Source organism: Klebsiella sp. 141162, from assembly GCF_050600755.1.
GTDB classification, from domain to species: domain Bacteria; phylum Pseudomonadota; class Gammaproteobacteria; order Enterobacterales; family Enterobacteriaceae; genus Klebsiella; species Klebsiella aerogenes.
This window is the reverse complement of sequence record NZ_JAQIRI010000001.1, coordinates 1,385,451-1,406,384: the sequence shown is the minus strand read 5'-3', so window position 1 is coordinate 1,406,384 and position 20,934 is coordinate 1,385,451. Positions and strand designations below refer to the sequence as shown.

The 20,934-nt window shown below is 56.9% G+C and carries 22 protein-coding genes; 11 read left to right on the top strand and 11 right to left on the bottom strand.

Going from position 1 to position 20,934, the window contains the following annotated elements; translation table 11 throughout:
- Positions 1-49: 49 nt before the first annotated feature.
- Genes marB through marR form a run of 3 tightly spaced genes read right to left on the bottom strand, consistent with a single transcriptional unit; the run spans position 50 to position 1,122 of the window.
- Complete coding sequence (marB, locus tag PGR23_RS06665) at positions 50-256, bottom strand: multiple antibiotic resistance protein MarB (protein WP_020078926.1); 207 nt, start codon at positions 254-256, stop codon at positions 50-52.
- A 30-nt stretch (positions 257-286) separates the two neighbouring features.
- Positions 287-670 carry an MDR efflux pump AcrAB transcriptional activator MarA gene (gene marA / locus PGR23_RS06660; RefSeq protein ID WP_015366733.1) on the bottom strand — a complete coding sequence of 128 codons (384 nt, stop codon included), beginning with the start codon at positions 668-670 and terminating at the stop codon, positions 287-289.
- 17 nt (positions 671-687) lie between these two features.
- Positions 688-1,122: a multiple antibiotic resistance transcriptional regulator MarR gene (gene marR / locus PGR23_RS06655; protein ID WP_045394564.1), complete on the bottom strand. Its 435-nt coding sequence runs from the start codon at positions 1,120-1,122 to the stop codon at positions 688-690.
- 262 nt (positions 1,123-1,384) lie between these two features.
- Between marR and PGR23_RS06650 the strand changes: the two genes are divergently transcribed.
- Positions 1,385-2,053: a MarC family NAAT transporter gene (locus PGR23_RS06650; protein ID WP_047048110.1), complete on the top strand. Its 669-nt coding sequence runs from the start codon at positions 1,385-1,387 to the stop codon at positions 2,051-2,053.
- A 54-nt stretch (positions 2,054-2,107) separates the two neighbouring features.
- Here PGR23_RS06650 and PGR23_RS06645 read toward each other — a convergent pair whose 3' ends face one another.
- The gene (locus PGR23_RS06645) at positions 2,108-3,310 is read right to left on the bottom strand and encodes a sugar transporter (RefSeq protein ID WP_047048113.1); all 1,203 of its coding nucleotides are present in this window, start codon (positions 3,308-3,310) and stop codon (positions 2,108-2,110) included.
- Positions 3,311-3,504: 194 nt separating this feature from the next.
- Between PGR23_RS06645 and PGR23_RS06640 the strand changes: the two genes are divergently transcribed.
- Complete coding sequence (locus PGR23_RS06640) at positions 3,505-4,302, top strand: PhzF family phenazine biosynthesis protein (RefSeq protein WP_396279726.1); 798 nt, start codon at positions 3,505-3,507, stop codon at positions 4,300-4,302.
- A gap of 42 nt (positions 4,303-4,344) precedes the next feature.
- Here PGR23_RS06640 and PGR23_RS06635 read toward each other — a convergent pair whose 3' ends face one another.
- From PGR23_RS06635 to PGR23_RS06610, 6 genes are all read right to left on the bottom strand, one after another.
- Positions 4,345-5,022, bottom strand: coding sequence for an SDR family NAD(P)-dependent oxidoreductase (locus tag PGR23_RS06635; protein ID WP_396279725.1), 678 nt, complete (start codon positions 5,020-5,022; stop codon positions 4,345-4,347).
- On the bottom strand, positions 5,019-5,492 hold the full coding sequence (locus PGR23_RS06630) for a YhcH/YjgK/YiaL family protein (RefSeq protein WP_396279724.1): 474 nt from the start codon (positions 5,490-5,492) through the stop codon (positions 5,019-5,021). The genes PGR23_RS06635 and PGR23_RS06630 overlap by 4 nt, the downstream gene beginning before the upstream one ends.
- Positions 5,489-6,655, bottom strand: a complete 1,167-nt coding sequence (locus PGR23_RS06625; protein ID WP_396279723.1) for an exo-alpha-sialidase — start codon at positions 6,653-6,655, stop codon at positions 5,489-5,491. The genes PGR23_RS06630 and PGR23_RS06625 overlap by 4 nt, the downstream gene beginning before the upstream one ends.
- Before the next feature lie 2 nt (positions 6,656-6,657).
- Positions 6,658-8,070 (bottom strand): sodium:solute symporter family protein, encoded by a 1,413-nt coding sequence (locus PGR23_RS06620; RefSeq protein WP_047038689.1) that lies wholly within the window; start codon positions 8,068-8,070, stop codon positions 6,658-6,660.
- Between the two features lie 73 nt (positions 8,071-8,143).
- Positions 8,144-9,028, bottom strand: a complete 885-nt coding sequence (locus tag PGR23_RS06615) for a dihydrodipicolinate synthase family protein (protein WP_396279722.1) — start codon at positions 9,026-9,028, stop codon at positions 8,144-8,146.
- On the bottom strand, positions 9,029-10,195 hold the full coding sequence (locus PGR23_RS06610) for an iron-containing alcohol dehydrogenase (protein ID WP_396279721.1): 1,167 nt from the start codon (positions 10,193-10,195) through the stop codon (positions 9,029-9,031).
- Between the two features lie 175 nt (positions 10,196-10,370).
- On the opposite strand from PGR23_RS06610, the gene dtnK reads away from it, so the two are divergent.
- Genes dtnK through PGR23_RS06595 form a run of 3 tightly spaced genes read left to right on the top strand, consistent with a single transcriptional unit; the run spans position 10,371 to position 13,348 of the window.
- Entirely contained in the window at positions 10,371-11,606 is a 1,236-nt protein-coding gene (gene dtnK, locus PGR23_RS06605; protein WP_396279720.1) for a D-threonate kinase, read from the top strand.
- The gene (locus tag PGR23_RS06600) at positions 11,599-12,585 is read left to right on the top strand and encodes a D-threonate 4-phosphate dehydrogenase (RefSeq protein WP_047067417.1); all 987 of its coding nucleotides are present in this window, start codon (positions 11,599-11,601) and stop codon (positions 12,583-12,585) included. Before dtnK ends, PGR23_RS06600 begins: the two co-directional genes overlap by 8 nt.
- 1 nt (position 12,586) lies before the next feature.
- A complete protein-coding gene (locus PGR23_RS06595) occupies positions 12,587-13,348 on the top strand; it encodes a DeoR/GlpR family DNA-binding transcription regulator (protein ID WP_047050919.1) in 762 nt (253 codons plus the stop codon).
- 9 nt (positions 13,349-13,357) lie between these two features.
- On the opposite strand, the gene ptrR is transcribed toward PGR23_RS06595, so the two are convergent.
- Entirely contained in the window at positions 13,358-14,236 is an 879-nt protein-coding gene (gene ptrR / locus PGR23_RS06590) for a putrescine utilization regulator PtrR (RefSeq protein WP_047079228.1), read from the bottom strand.
- Between the two features lie 105 nt (positions 14,237-14,341).
- Here ptrR and sad point away from each other — a divergent pair, with 105 nt between their 5' ends.
- The 6 genes from sad to PGR23_RS06560 all read left to right on the top strand — a co-directional run bounded on the left by sad (position 14,342) and on the right by PGR23_RS06560 (position 20,814).
- Positions 14,342-15,727, top strand: coding sequence for a succinate-semialdehyde dehydrogenase (gene sad / locus PGR23_RS06585; RefSeq protein WP_396279719.1), 1,386 nt, complete (start codon positions 14,342-14,344; stop codon positions 15,725-15,727).
- Positions 15,728-15,807: 80 nt separating this feature from the next.
- A complete protein-coding gene (gene glsB / locus PGR23_RS06580; RefSeq protein ID WP_015366717.1) occupies positions 15,808-16,734 on the top strand; it encodes a glutaminase B in 927 nt (308 codons plus the stop codon).
- On the top strand, positions 16,734-17,102 hold the full coding sequence (locus PGR23_RS06575) for a DUF4186 domain-containing protein (protein ID WP_047050917.1): 369 nt from the start codon (positions 16,734-16,736) through the stop codon (positions 17,100-17,102). The genes glsB and PGR23_RS06575 overlap by 1 nt, the downstream gene beginning before the upstream one ends.
- Before the next feature lie 114 nt (positions 17,103-17,216).
- Positions 17,217-18,638: a GGDEF domain-containing protein gene (locus tag PGR23_RS06570; RefSeq protein ID WP_045394513.1), complete on the top strand. Its 1,422-nt coding sequence runs from the start codon at positions 17,217-17,219 to the stop codon at positions 18,636-18,638.
- Positions 18,639-18,719: 81 nt separating this feature from the next.
- Positions 18,720-19,259 carry a GNAT family N-acetyltransferase gene (locus tag PGR23_RS06565; RefSeq protein ID WP_047048155.1) on the top strand — a complete coding sequence of 180 codons (540 nt, stop codon included), beginning with the start codon at positions 18,720-18,722 and terminating at the stop codon, positions 19,257-19,259.
- Positions 19,260-19,362: 103 nt separating this feature from the next.
- Positions 19,363-20,814, top strand: coding sequence for a tagaturonate reductase (locus PGR23_RS06560; protein ID WP_396279718.1), 1,452 nt, complete (start codon positions 19,363-19,365; stop codon positions 20,812-20,814).
- The last annotated feature ends 120 nt before the right edge of the window (positions 20,815-20,934 follow it).

Sequence of the window (20,934 nt, the reverse complement as noted above, 5' to 3'; positions counted from 1 at the left end):
AAAAAGCCCCGCTTCAGCGGGGCTTGAGTCATTGCGGAATGGGCGGGCGTTAGTTGTAATACGGTACGCCCAGCTCATCCGATTTATCATTGCCGGCAGCCATGTGATTAAAATCAAACGGCGAGTCGTTATGTTCGGAAGGGATAATCATCGCATCCCGGTTATTGTGGCGAACCGGAGTAGTGGTTTGCTCCGCATAACTCTGGCTTGCGGCCAGCGCCATTAGCACGATGGCGGCGGTAGCGAATAATTTCATGATTTCCTCAATACGTCTTTATGCAGGCGATTAACAACAATAATTATTTAGCGGCATCAGGTAGCGGGATTCACCCGGAACGTTGGTGATGCGATATTTATGCGGCGGCACATCGAAATAGTTTTTAAACGTCCGCGTCAGCGTCTGCTGCGATTCAAAACCGTAGCGCTCGGCCAGATACAAAATCGGCTCATTGCTCTGCTTGAGTTTTTGCGCGATTTCCGTCAGCTTGCGGCTGCGGATGTACTGGCCCAGCGAGTGGCCGGTCTCTTTCTTAAACATTCTTTGCAGGTGCCATTTGGAGTAACCTGAGCGCTCCGAAACTTTCTCCAGCGATAATGGAGATTCCAGGTTCTCTTCGATCCACGACAAAATACTATGGATAGTGATGGCGTCGTTATTGCGTCTGGACATCATCTTACCTCTTCTTATTACGGCAGGACTTTCTTGAGCAGTTGCTCAAGCATGACCACTTCGTCTGCCGTTAGATTTTTTGTTAGTTCCTGGTGCAATTTTTGACCCACAACCTGATGACAGTGCTCACAAAGGGCTGCGCCTTCTGGTGTCAGTTGCACCAGAACGCCGCGCTTGTCATTTGGGTTGGGCAACCGTTCTATCCAGCCTTTGCAGACTAGCCTGTCGAGCATGCGCGTCATTGCGCCTGGATCGACCGACAGGACGGTCTTCAGCTCAACGGGTGTTGTACATACTTCACAGCGAATGGAGCAGAGCACCCGGAACTGGGTGGCGGTGATATCCATGGGTGAAAGATAGTCGTTGAGCAGTCGATCTTTTTTCTGGTTAACCATCTGGATCAATCGGCCAAGAGGGATCATCTCGTTGAACAGATTGTTAGTGTTTTCCATGATAGTTGCCCAGGCAATTATTTAGTTGCGATGGATATTATTGCCGCGGCAATCATAAGTCAACATTATGAATTCGCCGATGCCACGATTTGCTAAAGATTGATAATTTGACGGTTGTCACTTTTTCTCATTTTACTAACGCTTGTTATTTTTTATCGACGTGATTTTTTTCGTGGATGTGGCATCTGAGTCGCTGCTGTCGATATACTCACGGGGTGAAACTGTACTGAAAAAATAATACTTAACGGGATGTTGACTCACTATGCTGGAACTCTTTAAAGCAATAGGGATCGGTCTGGCGGTGATTTTACCGTTGGCGAACCCGCTCACCACCGTGGCATTGTTCCTTGGTCTGGCGGGCAATATGAACAACGCTGAGCGTAATCGACAGTCGCTGATGGCATCGGTGTATGTCTTTGCGATCCTGATGGTGGCGTGGTACGCCGGTCAGGTGGTGATGAATACCTTTGGTATTTCCATTCCTGGTCTGCGTATCGCCGGCGGTCTGATTGTGGCTTTTATTGGTTTTCGGATGCTGTTTCCGCAGCAGAAAGCCCACGATTCGATGGAAGCGAAGATCAAATCGGAAGAACTGCAGGATGAACCCACGGCGAATATCGCCTTCGTGCCGTTGGCGATGCCCAGCACCGCCGGGCCGGGCACCATCGCGATGATTATCAGCTCCGCCTCGACGGTAAAACACGGTGTTGATTTCCCGGAATGGGTCGTGCTGGCCGCGCCGCCGATTATTTTTGCGCTGGTGGGGATCATTCTGTGGGGCTGCCTGCGTAGCTCTGGAGCGATCATGCGGCTGGTGGGGAAAGGCGGTATCGAGGCGATTTCCCGCCTGATGGGTTTCCTGCTGGTCTGCATGGGCGTGCAGTTCATTATTAACGGCGTGCTGGAAATTATCACCAACTACCACGCCTGAGGGCAGCAATACGATACACGTGCCCGGCAGTAAGCGGCCGGGCTTCGCTGAAGGCTAATGGGAGTGGTGCGGCTGCTGCTCATCGCCAGGCGATGGCCAGCGGCGGAAAATCATCACCGACCACACCAGCGCTACCAGCGCCGGTACGGCGCCAACGTAGCCTATCGCCGACATCGACAGTTGCGTACTCACCTGGCTGCCGACCAGCGCGCCGGCGCCAATACCAATATTGAAAATTCCCGAAAACAGCGACATCGCCACATCGGTAGCATCCGAAGCCAGCGCCAGCACTTTCACCTGCATGCCGAGGCCGATGACCATAATCGCGATCCCCCAGAACACGCTGAGCAGCATGAGCTGATTGGCGTTCCTTGAGGCAGGTAGCAGCAACAGCAGGCATACCAGCAGCAGGCCGATAGCGGTGGTAATCAACCCGGAAGCATGTTGGTTTCCCAGCTTGCCGAAGACAATACTACCAATAATACCCGCGCCGCCGAGCACCAACAGCAGCAGAGTGGCGAAATTAGCGCTCAACCCTGCGACGTTCTGCACGAAGGGTTCAATATAGCTGTATGCCGTGTAGTGGGCGGTCACCACGATAACCGTCAGCAGATAAATACCGAGCAGCGCCGGACGGCGGAACAGCACCGGCAGGCTCTTGAGCGAACCGGAATGTTCGCTTGGCAGCGCCGGCAATAGTTTTGCCAGGCACACCAGCGTCGCTAAAGCGCCAAGACCAATGGCCAGGAAGGTTGTGCGCCAGCCAAAATATTGTCCGACGATACGGCCAATAGGAATGCCGAACACCATGGCCAGCGCGGTACCGGTGGCGATAAGGCTAAGCGCCTGGGCGCGCTTGCCGGGAGGGGCCATACGGATAGCCAGCGCGGAGGTGATCGACCAGAACACCGCGTGGGCGAAGGCGATGCCAATGCGGCTCACCACCAGCACCGTGAAGTTCCACGCGAAAAATGACAATACGTGGCTGGCGATAAATAACACGAACAGGCCAATGAGCAGGCGACGGCGCTCCATCTTGCTGGTCAGCAGCATGAACGGCAGCGACATCAATGCCACTACCCAGGCATAAATGGTCAACATGATCCCGACCTGGGCCGTTTCCATACCGAAGCTGTCGGCAATATCAGACAGCAGGCCGACCGGGGCAAATTCTGTGGTATTAAAGATAAAGGCGGCTATTGCCAGCGTGACGACCCGCAGCCACGCGACCTTGCGTGAGACCGTATTTGTAAGCATAAATTCCGGGCTGGTAGTAATGAGAAGAAGAGGAGGCGATCTTAAAACGAATGCTGCTGAAAATACAATCACTTTGTGATCTGTATCTCATTTTTTGCTGACGCCTGTGGCAGCTAACAACTTAATTTTTCGGCTAATAGTGTGCGGGAATGGTTTATGTGTCATGTTGATAGCCGATAAAAAAGGGGAGCACGATGAAAGAAATCAATTTTTACCTGGTCGATGCCTTCAGCGATCGCAATTTTGGCGGCAACGCGGCGGCAGTATGCCCGCTCAGCGAATGGCTGCCTGATGAAACGCTCTTAAAAATGGCGCAGCAGCATAATCAATCCGAAACGGCGTTTTTTGTCCGCACCGACGCTGGCTATGAGCTGCGCTGGTTCACGACGCTTGATGAGATTAACCTCTGCGGCCACGCCACGCTCGCGGCATCGCACGTGATTTTTGAATATCTCGACCACCCCTCGGCAACTATCGTATTTAGCACCCGTTTTGTCGGTGAACTACGGGTAACGCGCAGCGGCGACTGGCTGACGCTGGATTTCCCCGCCTGGCAAACCACGCCGGTGCATGACGTACCGCCGGCGCTGTTCGCCGGGTTGGGCATCGATGACGCGCTGGAGGTGCGGGAAGGGCGTGATTATCTGGTGGTTCTGCGCGACCGGGCGCAGGTTGAAGCGGTGCGCCCGAATATGGCCCTGCTGGAGACGCTGGATAAGATGATTTGCATTAGCGCGGCCGACGAAGAGTACGATTTTGTCAGCCGCTTTTTCTGCCCCGGTGAATCGGTACCGGAAGATCCGGTAACCGGGTCAACCCACAGTATGCTGATCCCCTACTGGGGAGCGAAGCTCAATAAAACCGACCTGCTGGCGCGCCAGGTGTCGGCGCGCAGCGGCGAGCTGCGCTGCCAATGGCGCGATGACCGCGTACTGATTAGCGGCCAGGCGACCACCTATCTGCGCGGCACGGTCTATTTGCGCGAAGGTTAATGATAGTTTCCCCCGGCTGGCGCGACGCTTAGCCGGGTACTCCTAACCAAGCGAGGCGCCGCCACACATCACCAGCTCTTGTCCGGTCATGGCAGCGGCCCCTTCGCTAAGTAGCCAGCTCACCAGCGACGCCACCTCCTGTGGCTTAATCAATCTACCGAGCGGCGGCGCCTTCGGCGGCGAACTCTCGCGCCCTGGCTGGCGCAGCATTGGGGTATCGGTGGCGCCGGGGGCGATAACGTTAACGGTAATGCCCGCAGCGGCAAGTTCCGCCGCCCAGCTTCTTGCCAGTGCCACCAGCGCCGCTTTGCTTGCCGTATACTGAGAACGGCCTGCCGCTCCGCGCGAGGTCCGGCTACCCAAAAGGATAATCCGACCGCCACGGTCCATGACGGGCGCAAAGCGGTTGGCTAGGGTCTGCGCTGCATCTACATGCAGACGCCATAACGTCTCGCCACGCTGTGCGTCAAGTTCTCCTAACGGTGCCGCCGCCATCAAACCGGCGGCATGGATAATCGCCTGCGGCGGTGGTACCGACGACAGAGCATCAACCAGCACGCGGCGGTCGCTCACATCGACCGCCAGATGGGTGAAGCCTTCATGGATGAACGGCGGCGCGGAGCGGCTCAGACCGAGCACCTGCCAGTCCTCCGCCAGCAGTTGACCGACAATCGCGGCGCCGATCCCCGAGCTCGCGCCCGTCACCAGTGCCTGCTTCATGGCGCCTCCAGCATGCTGCGCGGTACTTTAAATACCGCTTTCCTCACCGGGGCGGGTGACGTAACGGCGCACAGTGCCTGGTGCGGTTCGCCGGGGAGAAAGACCGCGAAGTCCCCGGCGCACAGATGCAGCGTGACGCTTTGCGGCGTCTGCTTGCCGATAAAGAGGTCCGGCTTGCGTTCTTCATCATCAGGTTGGCCTGTGTACACCATACCGGCATGCAGCGTCTCCTCGCCGGCTAAAATGACCTGAATATCGGCCCATTGGTGGTGATATTCGGTATGTCGCTGTCCTGCCGCCTGGGTTTGCGCGGTGCCAATGGTGCAGTACCATCCGCCATCAGCAGGTTGGAAGCGGCCATCTTCGCGGGCTGTCAGGGCGGCAAGAGAACATTCAGTACGGCTGAGGATCTGCCGCAACGCCAGCGGCAACCCCGCCTGAGGCAGGGCATTCAGATTACCGATGATCATGCGCCTTCTCCTTTAACCCATTGCGGCGAGACGCGGACATACTTAATGGCCTGCCGGTACCAGGTATAGGCAATGTGTAAATTACCGTCTTCACCCTGTTTAATACTGGGATAGGAGAATTCACGGTTTAGTTTTTGCTCTGAATTGTTGGTCATACAGTAGCCGTCGCCCTCATCAAGGTTGCGCATCCACGGCCAGCTTTTGCCGCCATCGGTGGAGATAGCCACGGTCATTGGCGCGCGCGGCGCGCCCCAGAAGGCGGTTTTCCCGGTGCATTCAGGCTCTTTCCGGCCGTCGTCGTCTTCTATCTCATCGTATAGCGATGCCCGACGCTCGCTGGCGCCTGCTGCGCTCATGTTATTGAAGACCAGCGCCAGATCGCCGTTGCTCAACGTGGTCGCCTGAATGGACGAGTTATTGTTTGGCAGCGTGGTGGGGATCGGCGCTGACCAGCTTTCGCCAAAATCTGTCGACTGGCTGTACCAGATATGATCGGCCCAGCGGCTGCGGAAGAAGGCGGCCAGCGAGCCATCGGCCAGCGGGATGATATTCATATGCACGCAGCCGAGGCTTTGCGGTACCGCCACGTCGCGCCAGCTTTTGCCGCCATCGGCTGAGATTTTTACCGCGCTGATATCGTCGTTACCGACCCATTTTTCCCCTGGACGGGTACGACAATAGAAAACCGGCAGCAACCAGTTGCCGTTGGGCATTACGGTTATGGGTTGCCGGATAAAGGTGCCGGGTTCATCGAGTAGAGTGGCAATCGCTCCCCAGTGCTTTCCTCCATCGTGCGACTGGCGATAACGCACAATAGCGGTGTCCTGATTGCCGGCGTGCTGCGCGGTCCATAACAGCCACAGCACGCCATCAGGAGCCTGGAACAGCACCGGATTTTGTTCCGAACGTTCCGGGTCGTCGGATAACTTTATCGCTTCGCTCCACGTTGTGGCGCCCGGCGCTAAACGCGATCCCCAGACTGAAATATCCGCTTTCCCTTCCTGCGAACCGCCGAACCACACGCACATCAGGGTGCCATCGGGCAGCGGCAGAAGATTGGCGGCATGGTTTTGCGGGCAGCCGGAGGGCAGCATTGCCGAGGCGAGCTGAGGATCCTGCTGGTGTTGGCGAATCACGCCGTCAAAAGTTGGGGTGGTGGTCATTTTTACACTCCACGTTGTTCAATGGGGGCCGGGGATGATTGTTGCGCTTTATTGGGGATCAGGCGGTCGATCACCATAATCAGGGCCGGGGTGATCAGCGCGATGTACATGTTATTGATGCCGAACGGATCGCCGAGCAAATACCACGCCGAAGTCACCACGCAGGCGCCGATGAGGCCAGCGTTCGCGCCGCGGGCGCTCTTAAAGAACGGCGCATAGAAGGCGATGACCGCGACCACGGTGATAGAGAGCCTGATGGCGCGGGTAAAGAAGGAGAGCTTCAGCACTTCCGGTACCAGCAGCACAAAAATAAGCGGCAGAAAACCGATGATCAGCGAGGCCCAGCGGGTGGCCTTAAACTCCTGCTCCGGCGTTGGGTTGCGCCACGGCACGTAAAAATCTTTTACCACCAGAGAGGCAATCGCCAGGGCAACGGTGCTGACGCTAACGAAAATAGAAGCCACAAGTGACGTTGTCACTAATCCGGCAAGCCACGGGTTCATATCCTGCAGGAACACCGGCAGAGCGTACAGGCTGTTGATTTCCGGGTGCAGAAACTTCGCCGCCACGCCGATAATGGCGATCGCGAAGGCGATAGGCAGGCAGAAGAAAAAGGCAATCCAGGTAGAGCGTTTCGCCGATTTTACGTTTTTGGTCGAACTGATCGCCTGAATGACAAACTGGGTACAGAAGATGGAGCCGATAGTGCCGATAAGCCAGGCGCAGATGGTGCCGGCGCCAAAATTACCATCCCAGGTCCAGTAGTAATCCGGCATCTTCTCAATCATCGGCGTGAAACCGCCGGTTTTTGCCAGCGCGAAGCCCATAATAATGAGTAGACCGGCATATTTTAATGCGCTGTGCAGCATGGTGACCCAGGCTACGCCTTTCATACCGCCGAAGGCAAAATAGAAAGTACTAACAATGGCGGTAATAAACGCCGCGAGGGGTAAATTGATCTTTAATACCGTGGAAATTGCCGCCGCGCCGCTGACGTAGTTACCGACGTTCACCAGCAACAGGGCGTAAATCATAATGATGGAAATAATATTCTTGGTACTGGTGCCGTATCGCTCGGCAATCGCCCCGGAAATAGTAATTTTACCAGTATTATAAATCCGCTTAACCAGTATCAGGCCAAACAACGGAAAGCCAATGGCGGCGCCCAGCACCGACCAGGAAGCGGCAATCCCGCTCTCGAATGCGGCCTGTGCGGTACCGATAGTCGACTTGGCACCGATATATTCCGACATCAGCAGGATACCGACGATAAAGGCCGGCATCGCGCGCGAGCCCTCCATAAAATCCCCGGAATTTTTACTTCTGATACGGAACGTCAGCCAGGTGGTAAATAAGATATAGGCGATGACAATGCCGACAATAATAAAGGTATCTTCAGTGGTAAAATGATTCATCTTAGCCTCTCTTTGGGCGTACGAATCCTGGGTACACAGGTACCCGGTCTATTTTGTTGAAGAAGCGCAGCGCTTAATTAAGATACTGCGCGATGATCCCGCGTATTTGCTGCAGTTGAGATGCGCTAAACTGCACCGCGTAGCGGCTATCGCCGACTTCATGGCCCATCAGCTGCAAGGCTTTTTTCACCGCGGCAGGGGAAAAGGCGACTTTATAGAGATCGGTACGCAGGCCGGTGACGTTTTCCTGCGCCAGCCTTGAGGCCGCAATATCGCCAGCCTGGAAGGTTGACCAAATCGCGTTAATCTCCCGTGGCGCCACGTTAGCCAGCCCGGAAATGCACGCTGAACAACCATCCACGAAACCCTGATGAATCAGCGAATCCGGCCCGTTCAGGACATTAAAACCGTCGATGTCGCGCACCGCATCAAGAAAGCCCTTCAGGCTGTCATAGCTACCTGCGCTATCTTTTATGCCAATAATGTTGCCATGCGCAGCCAGCCGACGAGCGGTTTGCGGTTCAATGGTGTTCCCGGTACGCGCCGGGATGTTATAGAGAAATACCGGTACGCTGAGCGCATCGGCGATCGCCATGTAGTGGCTTACCAGCTCATCTTGTTTAAGCGGCACGAACCACGGGGTGATGACGGACACCGCGTCGACGCCTGATCTTGCTATCTGCTGGCCAAGACGAATGGTTTCCCGCGTCGACACTTCGCCAATATGGGCCACCACCGGCGCGCGTCCGGCAACCGCCTCGACGCAGGTTTCGGCAACCGCAATTTTTTCCGCCTCATTAAGGACGAAAAACTCGCCGTTGGTTCCGCCGCAAAAAATGCCGTTACCGGCGGCCAGCTGTCGCTCTACCTGCTGGCGTAGCGCCGTCAGGTTCAGTTCACCGCTAGCGGTAAAGGGGGTAACAATGGCGGTTAACACGCCGCGAATGGAATGATGCATTTATCTCTCTTCTCCCTGATGATATGACTGTGGAAACAGCGTCTGGTAAATCGCCTGGACTTGAGCCTGGCTTACGCTGCATGGGGCATTGTTCATTAATCGTTTTACTTCCAGCGCCGCGGCGCTTAGCGTTTCAATGCTCTCTGGTGGTACGCCCAGCGCGGCGAGGTTGTCCGGCAGCGCCAGCCGTTTCACCAGCTGTGCCAGCCAGCGGACCAGCGCATGAGATTTCTGTTCGTTATTCAAGGTCAGATCGGCGTCCGGGATCAGATCCCAGACCTGAGCGAATTTATCCACCGCGTACGGGCGCACGACCTGCATACAGGGGGCCAGCAGAATGGCGTTCGCGACGCCGTGCGGCAGATGCCAGGTGCCGCCAAGCGGGTAGGAGAGCGCGTGCACCAGATGCGTGCCGGCATGATTGATAGCCACGCCGCCATAGTACGAGGCCCACAGCATCTCCAGTTTCGCCGTGAGATCCTGCGGGTCGGTCACGGAGCGCTCAATATTCCGTACCAGCTTATACAGGCCGATTAAGGCGGCGTTATCGCTTACCGGGTTCGCGACGGTTGAAGTAAAGCACTCCAGAAGATGACACAGCGCATCGATGCCGGTGGAGGCGGCAATGGCCGCAGGCATGCTGGTGGTCAGCTCCGGCAACAGGGCCACGAAATCCGGCAGCAGCACCGGGAAGATAATCCCCACTTTGGTATTACGTTCGGGAATAGCCAGGATAGCGTTTGGCGTCGCTTCCGAGCCGGTGCCGGCGGTGGCGGGTATCAGCAGCGATGCCAGACGCAGGCGCGGTTTCTCGCCGTCGATCAGCGCGTTCAGCGAAGGGGATGCGGGATGAAGTAGTACCGAGAGCAGCTTAGCCACGTCGAGAACGCTGCCGCCGCCGATACCGACGACCATCTCCGGCTGCGCTCCCGCGAGTTGGGCAACAATCTGCGCCACATCATGTTGGCTGGGCTCTGCCGGGACGGAATCCACGATCCTCACATCAACGGTATTCCCGCCCAGCAGATGTTGGATCCGTTTGGTCGCTTCGAGCTTACCGACGTTCGCATCGGTGACCAGCAAAATGCTTTTTTTACCTGCCAGCACTGGCTTCAGGGCTGAGATGGCGCCCGCGCCGCTGATAATCGTGCTGTTAATCGTCGCCACGTCTTACTCCTCTTTTGTAATGATTAAATTCAATCAATCCACTTAGTGTTCACTCATTTCGATGAGCAAAAGTTATAATTTATACGGAGGTTTAATAACTTGAGCTTGCTCACATTTAATCAAATATGATTGAATATAATCATTAACGATTCAGATAAGCGATGAAGGAAAGAGAATGAGCTGCGGCGATAATCCTGTTCTGGTGCTGGCAGATGACTTTACCGGGGCCAATGATGCCGGTGTCAGTCTGGCGGAAGCGGGTTTAGCGGTTGAGGTGGCGTTTAACGCCGGCCATCAGCCGACCACCCGGGCGTTGGTTCTCAATAGCGATAGTCGGGCGCTTTCCGCGGCGCAGGCAGCAGAGAAAGTGAGCGCGATACTCGGTGATGCGGCAAATTTCGCCGCCGTCTGGCAGGTGAAGAAAATCGACTCCACCCTGCGCGGCAACCCCGGCGCGGAACTGGAGGCAATGATGCGTGCGCGGGGCTGCTCTGTCGCGGTTGTCGCGCCGGCCTTTCCGGCGGCAGGGCGCATAACCCGCGGCGGACGATGTTATGTCCACGGCGTGGCGCTCGATAAAACCGAATTCGCCAGCGATCCCAAAACGCCGGTCAGTAGCGCGGATATTGGGCAATTGCTCGCCATGCAGAGCTGCCTGCCGTGCCGTTCGCTGGATGCGCAGCAACTGGCAGCCGCCCTCGCGGAAGAGAGCGACCAACCGCGTGTGTTGATTATTGATGCTGAAGAAGACGCGCAGATGGATGAGGTTATCGCCGCGGTAGCCAGCCGCGCGCGGCAAACGCTGCTGGTGGGATCTGCGGGGATCTGCGAGGCGCTGGCGCGCTACCTGCGCCGGGCCACTACCGGACCGTTGCTGGCGGTGGTCGGTTCCATGAGCGAAATAGCGCAGGCTCAGGTCGCCGCTTTGGCCGGCCATCCGCGAGTCGCGCGGATCGGGATTGATGCCGCCCGCGCCTTTAACGGCGACGCCCTGGCCGATGCCCGGCGAATCGCCGCGGCGCTGGCGGCAAATCATCATTGCGTGGTCACCACCTGCGCGGACAGCGCTGTCCGGCACGGCATTGAGGCGCTGTGCCATGAACGCGGCTTGAGTCGCGCTGCGCTGGGAGAACGGATCTGCGCTTATCTCGCGCAGGTCACTCAACTTGCCGTTGAGTTCCATGCGCCCGGGGCGCTCTATCTGTCCGGTGGCGATGTCGCGATCGCCGTCGCTCAGGCGCTCGGCGCGCAGGGGTTTCATATAACCGGCCGGGTGGCGCAATGCGTGCCGTACGGCCATTTTCTCGGAAGTCGCTGGCCGCGTCCGGTGATGACCAAAGCAGGGGGATTCGGTACGGAGACCACGCTGCGGGATGTCGTGAATTTTATTGAGGAGAAACTGAGTGTCTAACATGATTGCGGTAACGATGGGCGACCCGGCGGGCATTGGTCCGGAAATTATTATTAAATCGCTGAGCGAAGGCGAACTGAGCGGCGCGCCGGTGGTGGTGGTGGGCTGCGCGCAGACGCTGCGGCGAATCCTGGCGCTGAACATTACCCCGCGCGCGGAGTTGCGGATTATTGAACACCCGAGAGAAGCGCAGTTTTCACCCGCGACGATTAACGTGATTGATGAACCGTTAAGCGACCCTCAGGCCCTGCGGCCCGGTGAAGTTCAGGCCCAGGCCGGGGATTTGGCGTATCGCTGCATCAAGCGCGCCACCGCGCTGGCGCTGGCGGGCGAAGTTAAAGCTATCGCCACCGCGCCGTTAAATAAAGAAGCGCTACATCTGGCCGGGCACCATTTCCCGGGGCACACCGAACTGCTGGCCCACCTGACCCAGACTAAAGATTATGCCATGGTGCTGTACACCGATAAGCTTAAGGTGATCCACGTCACCACCCATATCGCGCTGCGACGTTTCCTCGATACCCTAAGCCAGTCACGGGTAGAGACGGTTATCCGCGTCGCCGATGATTTTTTACGCCGCGTGGGTTACCAGCAGCCGCGTATCGCGGTCGCTGGGGTGAATCCCCATGCCGGTGAAAACGGTCTGTTTGGCGATGAGGAAATTCGTATCGTCGCCCCGGCCGTCGCGGCGATGAAGGCACAGGGCGTTCATGTCTTCGGACCGTGCCCGCCGGACACCGTTTTTATGCAGTGCCATGAAGGCATGTACGATATGGTGGTGGCGATGTATCACGATCAGGGGCATATTCCGCTCAAGCTGCTCGGGTTCTATGATGGGGTGAATATCACCGCCGGGCTGCCGTTTATCCGCACCTCCGCGGACCACGGCACCGCTTTTGATATTGCCTGGACAGGTAAAGCGAAGTCTGAGAGCATGGCAACCTCCATTGAGCTCGCCATGCAAATCGCACAGGAATAACATGAAGGGATATAATCGGTTAGAGCAGATTATGGACTTCCTGAAAAGCCATAATCTGGTAACGGTCGACCAACTGGTTGCGGTAACCAACGCCTCGCCGGCGACCATTCGTCGCGATCTGATTAAACTCGATCAGGAAGGGGTAATTAGCCGTACCCACGGCGGCGTGACGCTCAACCGATTTATTCCCACACAGCCGACGACGCTGGAAAAAGCGCAGCGTAGTCCGCAGGAGAAGTACGCCATCGCGAAAGCGGCGGCGTCGCTTATCAAGGCCGGCGATGCCATTGTGCTGGACGCTGGTACCACCATGATTGAACTGGCGCGACAGATTACGCATCTGCCGCTGCGGGTCATCACCAGCGATCTGCATATCGCGCTGTTTCTGGCCGAATTCAAACAGATTGAAGTGACGATTATCGGCGGGCGCATTGATGACAGCAGCCAGTCGTGTATTGGCGAACATGGGCGACGCCTGCTGCAGAATGTGTGGCCGGATCTGGCGTTCGTCAGCTGTAACGGTTGGGATTTGCAAAAGGGCATTACCGCGCCGACGGAAGAGAAGGCGGCGCTGAAACGCGATCTGATTGCCAACGCCAGGCGGCGGATCCTGCTGGCCGACAGTTCGAAATACGGCGCCTGGTCACTGTTCAATATCGCGCACCTCGACTCGCTCACGGACATTATCACCGACGCGCATTTGCCGACGGAAACCCGCGAGGCGCTCCTGGAGCTATCGCCGCGGCTGATTATCGCCGATTAACGTCCGCCATCATGTCGCGCTTGCAGCCTGCCGGTCCTCGTTCAGCAATTCAATAAATGCCTCCAGCTGGCGCGTTTTCGCGCCGCGCCGCCATACAAGCCAGGTCGTCAGCCAGCGCCACTCTTCGGCGAGCGGCCAGGCGGAAACCTGCTGATGGCCGGGCATACTCTCCAGCATACTGCGCGGGATCAGCGCCAGCCCGGCGCCGGCAATCACGCAGGCTAACATACCGTGGTAGGACTCCATCTCATGGATCCTTCCGGGCGTCGCGCGGTCGGCGTGAAACCAGCTCTCAAAATGGCGGCGGTAAGAGCAGTTGGCGCGAAATGCGTAAACGTTCGCGCCGTTAACCTCGCTGGCGCGCGTCACCGGCGCATGGCCAAAGGGGGCGACGATCATCATCTCTTCCGGGAACACCGGCAGCCCCTCCAGACCGGGGTGAACCAGCGGACCGTCAACGAACGCCGCGCTCAGCGCGCCTTCCAGCACGCCGTCAATCATGGTGCCGGACGGGCCGGTGGATAATGCCAGGTGGATCTTCGGATAGCGTTGGTTGAAATGAGCCAGCGTCGTGGGGATACGTACCGCGGCGGTGCTTTCCAATGATCCGAGGGAAAACAGCCCCTGCGGTTCATCGCCGGCCACCACCATCCGCGCTTCATCGACTAACGCCAGGATTTGCTGGCTGTAGCGTAAAAAACTGTGCCCGGCGGGCGACAGACGCAGCCGCTGGTTCTCGCGAATAAATAGCTCGACGCCGAGGTCGGCCTCCAGTTGGCGAATGCGGGTGGTCAGATTCGACGGGACGCGGTGCACCTTCTGCGCGGCCTGGGTAATACTGCCGGTGCTGGCGACGGCGTTAAACATTTCAAGCTGGGTTAAGTCCATACTGTTCTTCTTTTGTGAATACGTTGCTTAATATTATTCATTTTCAATGAAAGGAAGGGTAGGCCACACTATCCATACTTCGCAATCCCTACAGAGAGAATAACCATGAATTTATCTGCCACCCATGCGGTTTCCGTTAACCCGACCACTGGTGAAGTCGTGTCGTCTCTGCCATGGTCGACCGAACAACAAGTGGATTCAGCCATTGCCCAGGCGCAACAGGCTTTTCGCCAGTGGCGCCACGTAGCGGTCGCCGACCGCGCCGCCGCGCTGCGTAAAGTCGGCAGCGCAATGCGCGCCCGTGGCGAAGAGCTGGCGCAAATGATCAGCCTTGAAATGGGTAAGCCTATCGCCCAGGCGCGCGGCGAAGTGAGTAAATCGGCCAATCTCTGCGACTGGTATGCCGAGCATGGCCCGGCGATGCTGGCGACCGAAGCCACCCAGGTAGAAGATAATAAGGCGGTGATTGAATATCGTCCGCTGGGGCCGATTCTGGCGGTGATGCCGTGGAATTTCCCGGTCTGGCAGGTTCTGCGCGGCGCGGTACCGATTTTGCTGGCAGGGAATAGTTATCTGCTGAAGCATGCGCCAAATGTGATGGGCAGCGCGCAGCTGCTGGGCGAACTGTTTGCCGAAGCGGGACTGCCGGCTGGCGTTTTTGGCTGGATCAACGCCACGAACGAGGGCGTCTCGCAAATTATCAATGACGACCGTATCGCGGCGGTCACGGTGACCGGTAGCGTACGCGCCGGGCGGGCAATCGGCGCTCAGGCCGGCGCAGCGTTGAAAAAATGCGTGCTGGAGCTTGGTGGTTCCGATCCCTTTATCGTGCTCAACGATGCCGATCTGGACGAAGCGGTAAAAGCCGCCGTCATCGGCCGTTATCAGAATAGCGGACAGGTCTGCGCGGCGTCGAAACGCTTTATTGTGGAAGCGGGTATTGCCGACGCTTTTAGCAAAAAATTTGTGGCCGCGGTGGCGGCGTTGAAAATGGGCGACCCGCGCGACGAGCAAAATTATATCGGTCCGATGGCGCGTTTCGATCTGCGCGATGAACTGCATCAACAGGTGGAAGCCACGCTGAAAGAAGGGGCAATGCTGCTGCTTGGCGGCGAGAAAATCGCCGGCGCCGGTAACTATTACGCGCCAACGGTGCTGGCCAACGTTACCCCCGAGATGACCGGTTTTCGTCAGGAGCTTTTCGGACCGGTGGCTACCATCAGCGAAGCCCGCGACGCGGCGCATGCGCTTGAACTGGCTAACGATAGCGAGTTTGGCCTTTCCGCAACCGTATTTACGTCAAGCAGCGCGGAAGCGGAACGTTTTTCTCGTGGTCTGGAGTGTGGCGGGGTATTTATCAATGGCTATAGCGCCAGCGATGCCCGCGTGGCTTTCGGCGGTGTGAAGAAAAGCGGCTTTGGTCGGGAACTGTCGCATTTTGGCTTGCATGAGTTCTGCAATATTCAAACCGTATGGAAAGACCGTCGCTAATCGACGTTAGCGCCTGACGTCCGTCGTCGCGCTCTGCTATACTCGCCACCCGAATTTCGATGGTGGGCAAGGAGCCGAGTGTGGCGACGGTTATTAATAATGCAATGCTGGATGCCGTTCTGGCAGAAATCAGGCCGCTGATTGGGCGCGGCAAGGTAGCGGACTACATTCCAGCCCTGGCGCGCGTTAGCGGCAATAAACTTGGCGTCGCTATCTGTACGGTCGACGGTCAGCACTATAGCGCCGGCGATGCCCACGAACGCTTCTCAATTCAGTCTATCTCGAAGGTGCTCAGTCTGGTGGTGGCGATGAACCATTATCAGGAAGAGGAGATCTGGCAACGCGTCGGTAAAGATCCCTCCGGACAGCCCTTTAACTCCTTACTGCAGCTGGAGATAGAACAGGGCAAACCGCGTAACCCCTTTATCAACGCCGGAGCGTTGGTGGTCTGCGACATGCTGCAAAGCCGCCTGAGCGCGCCGCGTCAGAGAATGCTGGAGATCGTGCGTCGGCTGAGCGGGGTGGACGATATCGCCTATGATTCGGTGGTCGCGCGATCCGAGTTCGAACACTCTGCACGTAATGCCGCCATCGCCTGGCTGATGAAATCTTTCGGCAATTTCCATAACGATGTCGCCACGGTGCTCCAAAACTATTTCCACTACTGCTCGCTGGAGATGAGCTGCGTCGAGCTGGCGCGGACCTTCCTGTTCCTCGCCGATCGGGGGATTGCCCCGCATCTGGCGGATCCGGTTATCGCGCCGATACAGTCGCGGCAGGTAAACGCGCTGATGATGACCAGCGGTATGTACCAGAACGCCGGCGAGTTCGCCTGGCGCGTCGGGCTGCCGGCAAAATCCGGCGTCGGCGGCGGCATTGTGGCGATTGTGCCGCAGGAGATGGCGATTGCGGTGTGGAGTCCGGAACTTGATGAGGCCGGTAACTCGCTGGCGGGGATCGCTTTACTGGAAAAACTCACCCAACGTTTAGGAAGATCGGTGTTCTGATGTCTGCAATGGAAACTCTGTTCGCCCGGCTTGGGCGTTCAACGTTCCGTTCACGCTTCCACCTTGGGGCGAAAGAGCGGCAGTATTGTTATGATAAAGGGCCGGAGGTTATCGACAGCCACGCGGCGGATTTTATCGCCAAACGGCTGGCTCCGGCGCAGATCGCTAATGATGGTAAGCAGACGCCGATGCGCGGGCACCCGGTGTTTATCGCTCAGCACGCCACGGCCACCTGCTGCCGCGGCTGTCTGGAAAAATGGCATGCGATCCCGCGCGGACGGGAACTGAGCGGCGAGGAGCAGCGTTACGTCGTACAGGTGATTCACCATTGGCTGGTCATGGAAATGAATGCGATTACCCGCCGTTAACCTGTAACGCGAAGGCATGGCAGTATGCCTAACAAATATTCTCATGCTATGATAATCCGCTAACTAATTATTTACATAATAATTGCCTGAAACAATTAGACGGATAATTACTGAATGTCTTCACTGTCGATTCGGTCATTCACGCTATTTCGCGAGGATCAACCGGTGCGCGATGCGCTGGTGTTATTCACGCTGACGATCCTGCTGCACTTTATGGGCGCCATGCTGCGTCTGGTGCAGGAGCTTTCGTTCTTTTGGCCGCTCAATGCCGTCATGGCAGGTATTTTCGCACGCTACGTCTGGCTAAATCGCAGCTATTTTTACGCTATTTGTTTTGCCGCGATGCTGGTTTATGACGGCCTGACTTCCCGTTGGGGCATGGGTTTTGCGTCGCTGCTGATTAACTTCTCCAATATCGTCTTTATCGTTATTCTGGCGCAACTGGTGCTGTGGGATAAGCGGCGCGCCGATTCGATGCCGGGGCCAATTAACGCTCTGAATCTGTTTTGTTATTGCCTGCTGGCGGCGCTGGTGTGCGCCGCGGTAGGCGCCTTGGGTTCGGTTGATGTTGAACGGGCGACGTTCATTCCGCAACTGGCGGACTGGTTTAGCGAGCAGTTCTCGACCGCGGTACTCATCTTGCCGTTTATTCTGACCCTGACGCTGCCCTCGGTACTGGGGCGCTTTCGTTTTAGCCAACTGTTGCCGGTTATCGCGCTGGTGTTATCGATAGCGCTCGGCGTGGCGGTAGGCGGCGCCGGAAGCCTGACCTTCCCGTTGCCGGCCTTGATCTGGTGCGCGATTCGCTATCCCTTGCCGCTGACCTGCCTACTGACTTTTATGACCGGTATCACGGAAATTCTGCTGGTGGCGAACTCGCTTATTCATCTTTCGCCGGATGCGCGTCCCCAGCCGTGGCAGCTGTTTTCAACCCGTCTTGGTATGGCGGCGATGCTGATTAGTCCGGTGATCGTGGCGACCAGCGTCGAGGCTATCAACAACCTGGTCAAACAGCTGGCGCTCCGCGCTGACTTTGATTTTCAGACCCGCGTTTACTCGCGCTCCGGTTTGGGCGAGGCGCTGAAACGTCAGGCGCCGCAGGCGAATAAACAGCTCTCGGTGATGGTGCTGGATATCGACGGTTTTAAACGGGTGAATGATACCTGGGGTCATGAATGCGGTGACTGCGTGCTGGCCCAGTTTGCCCAGCGCGTACGTGAACTGGCAGGCGAAGAGGGGATGGTGGCGCGTATCGGCGGGGAAGAGTTTGCCGTCGCGGCGCTGCTCGATAATGCTCAACAATCCCATCTGCTGGCGGAAAAAATTCGCCAGGGAATCGAGTCGGAAACCTTCACCTGGGGGCAGCAGCGCATTCGCCTGACGGTGAGTCTTGGCCTGCAGTGCCGTGAAGTGGGTGAAGGACGGATCGCCGAGCTGTTTAATCAGCTGCTAATGGAAGCGGATGACCTGTTAGTCAACGCCAAGCAGGCCGGGCGCAATCGTGTTTGCGTGCAAGCGCTGCCTGACGGCGTGTGATAAGAAAATCCAATGGTCTTTTAGCTTGAGTTAAATATTAGTTAAAAACATAGTGATGTGGTCATTATCAGGGAGCAACCCATGGCCACACCTATTTCACTTCGCACGCTGACGCGTGAATCCATTCTTGAGCATCTTCCGCAATTAAATGAAATCCTCGCCAGCTGCGTTAACGGCGGGGCTTCGGTCAGTTTTATGCAGCCGTTTTCGCCGGATACCGGCGAGCGATTCTGGCAGCGGATGGCGCAAAGCGTCGCCGCCGGTGAGCGGATTGTGCTGGCGGCAGAAAACCAACAACGGCAGATAGTGGGGACCGTCCAGTTGATTATCGACCAACCGGAAAACCAGCCTCACCGTGCCGATATCGCCAAGCTTTTGGTTCACCAAAATGCGCGCCGACAGGGGATCGCCGGGTTACTGATGAGCGAGCTTGAGGCTATTGCACTGGCGCACGGGAAAACGGTACTGGTGCTGGATACCGCTACCGGCAGCGGAGCGGAACGCTTCTATCAGCAGTGCGGCTGGCAAAAAGCGGGGGAAATTCCGCAGTTTGCCTTAATGCCTGACGGGGAAATGACGAGCACCACGCTGTTCTATAAGATCCTCCCGGCGACAGAATAAAGCGAAGAGGTTTGATCAAAACGGGGTTTTGCCAATCATAAAACCTGATAACTTATTGGACCAATTACTCAGGTTGTATGACTACTCTAAGAGGGAACCCATTGTGAAAACCTTAAACCGTCGTGATTTCCCCGGCGCGCAGTACCCTGAACGTATCATCCAGTTTGGCGAAGGTAACTTCCTGCGCGCGTTTGTTGACTGGCAGATTGACCTGCTTAACGAGCATACTGACCTGAATGCTGGCGTGGTCATCGTCCGACCCATCGCCAGCGATTTCCCGCCGTCGCTGAGCACTCAGGATGGCCTCTACACCACGATTATTCGCGGATTGAATGAAAAGGGCGAGGCGGTCAGCGATGCGCGTCTTATTCGTTCGGTAAACCGCGAAATTAGCGCCTACCACGATTACGCTGAATTTCTGCGCCTGGCGCACAATCCGGACATTCGTTTTGTCTTCTCCAACACCACGGAGGCCGGTATTAGTTACCATGCGGGCGACCGTTTCGACGATGCGCCCGCGGTAAGTTATCCGGCGAAACTGACGCGGCTGCTATATGAGCGCTTCAGCCATTTTGCCGGCGCTGCTGATAAAGGCTGGGTTATCATCCCTTGTGAGCTCATTGATTATAACGGCGAGGCGCTGCGTGAACTGGTGCTGCGCTATGCACGTGAATGGGCGCTGCCGGCAGCTTTCGCCGCCTGGCTTGCAGAGGCGAACACCTTCTGTTCGACGCTGGTGGACCGCATCGTGACCGGCTATCCGCGCGATGAAGCGGAGCAGATTGAAACGCAGCTTGGCTATAACGACGCCTTTCTTGATACCGCCGAGCACTTTTACCTGTTCGTGATCCAGGGGCCGAAATCTCTGGCCGCCGAACTGCGCCTCGATAAATTACCGCTCAACGTGCTGATTGTTGACGATATCAAACCGTATAAAGAACGAAAGGTCGCTATTCTCAACGGCGCGCATACCGCACTGGTGCCGGTGGCCTGGCAGGCGGGTCTGGACACCGTTGGTGAAGCGATGAACGACGCGGAAGTCTGCGCATTTGTCGAAAAAGCGATATACCAGGAGATTATCCCGGTTCTCGATCTGCCGCGCGATGAGCTGGAATCGTTCGCCAGCGCGGTAACAGGACGCTTCCGCAATCCCTATATCAAGCACCAACTGTTATCTATCGCCCTTAATGGCATGACTAAATTCCGCACTCGTATCCTGCCGCAGCTGCTGGCAGGGCAGAAGCAGAGCGGTAAGCTCCCAGCGCGCCTGACCTTCGCGCTGGCGGCGCTGATCGCCTTCTACCGCGGCGAACGTAACGGTGAAGTCTACCCGGTTCAGGACGACGCGGAGTGGATCGAACGCTTCCAGTCGTTGTGGGCGCAGCATCGCGACGGCCAGCTTGCAACGCGGGACATGGTAACGTCGGTGTTGTCGGTAGAAACGCACTGGCAGCAGGATCTGACGAAGGTGCCGGGGCTGACGGCGCAGGTAACGGCCGATCTCGAGGCTATTTTACGTGATGGCATGCGCAGTGCCGTAAAACCGCTGTGCTAAACGCTCCACTACAATGACCCGGCATGCTGCCGGGTTAATTTTTATTATTAGTTACAACATTCTGATTGTTATTAGCAATAAACCGTTGCAGTAACGCCATACCCGCACCGCTTAGTAGGG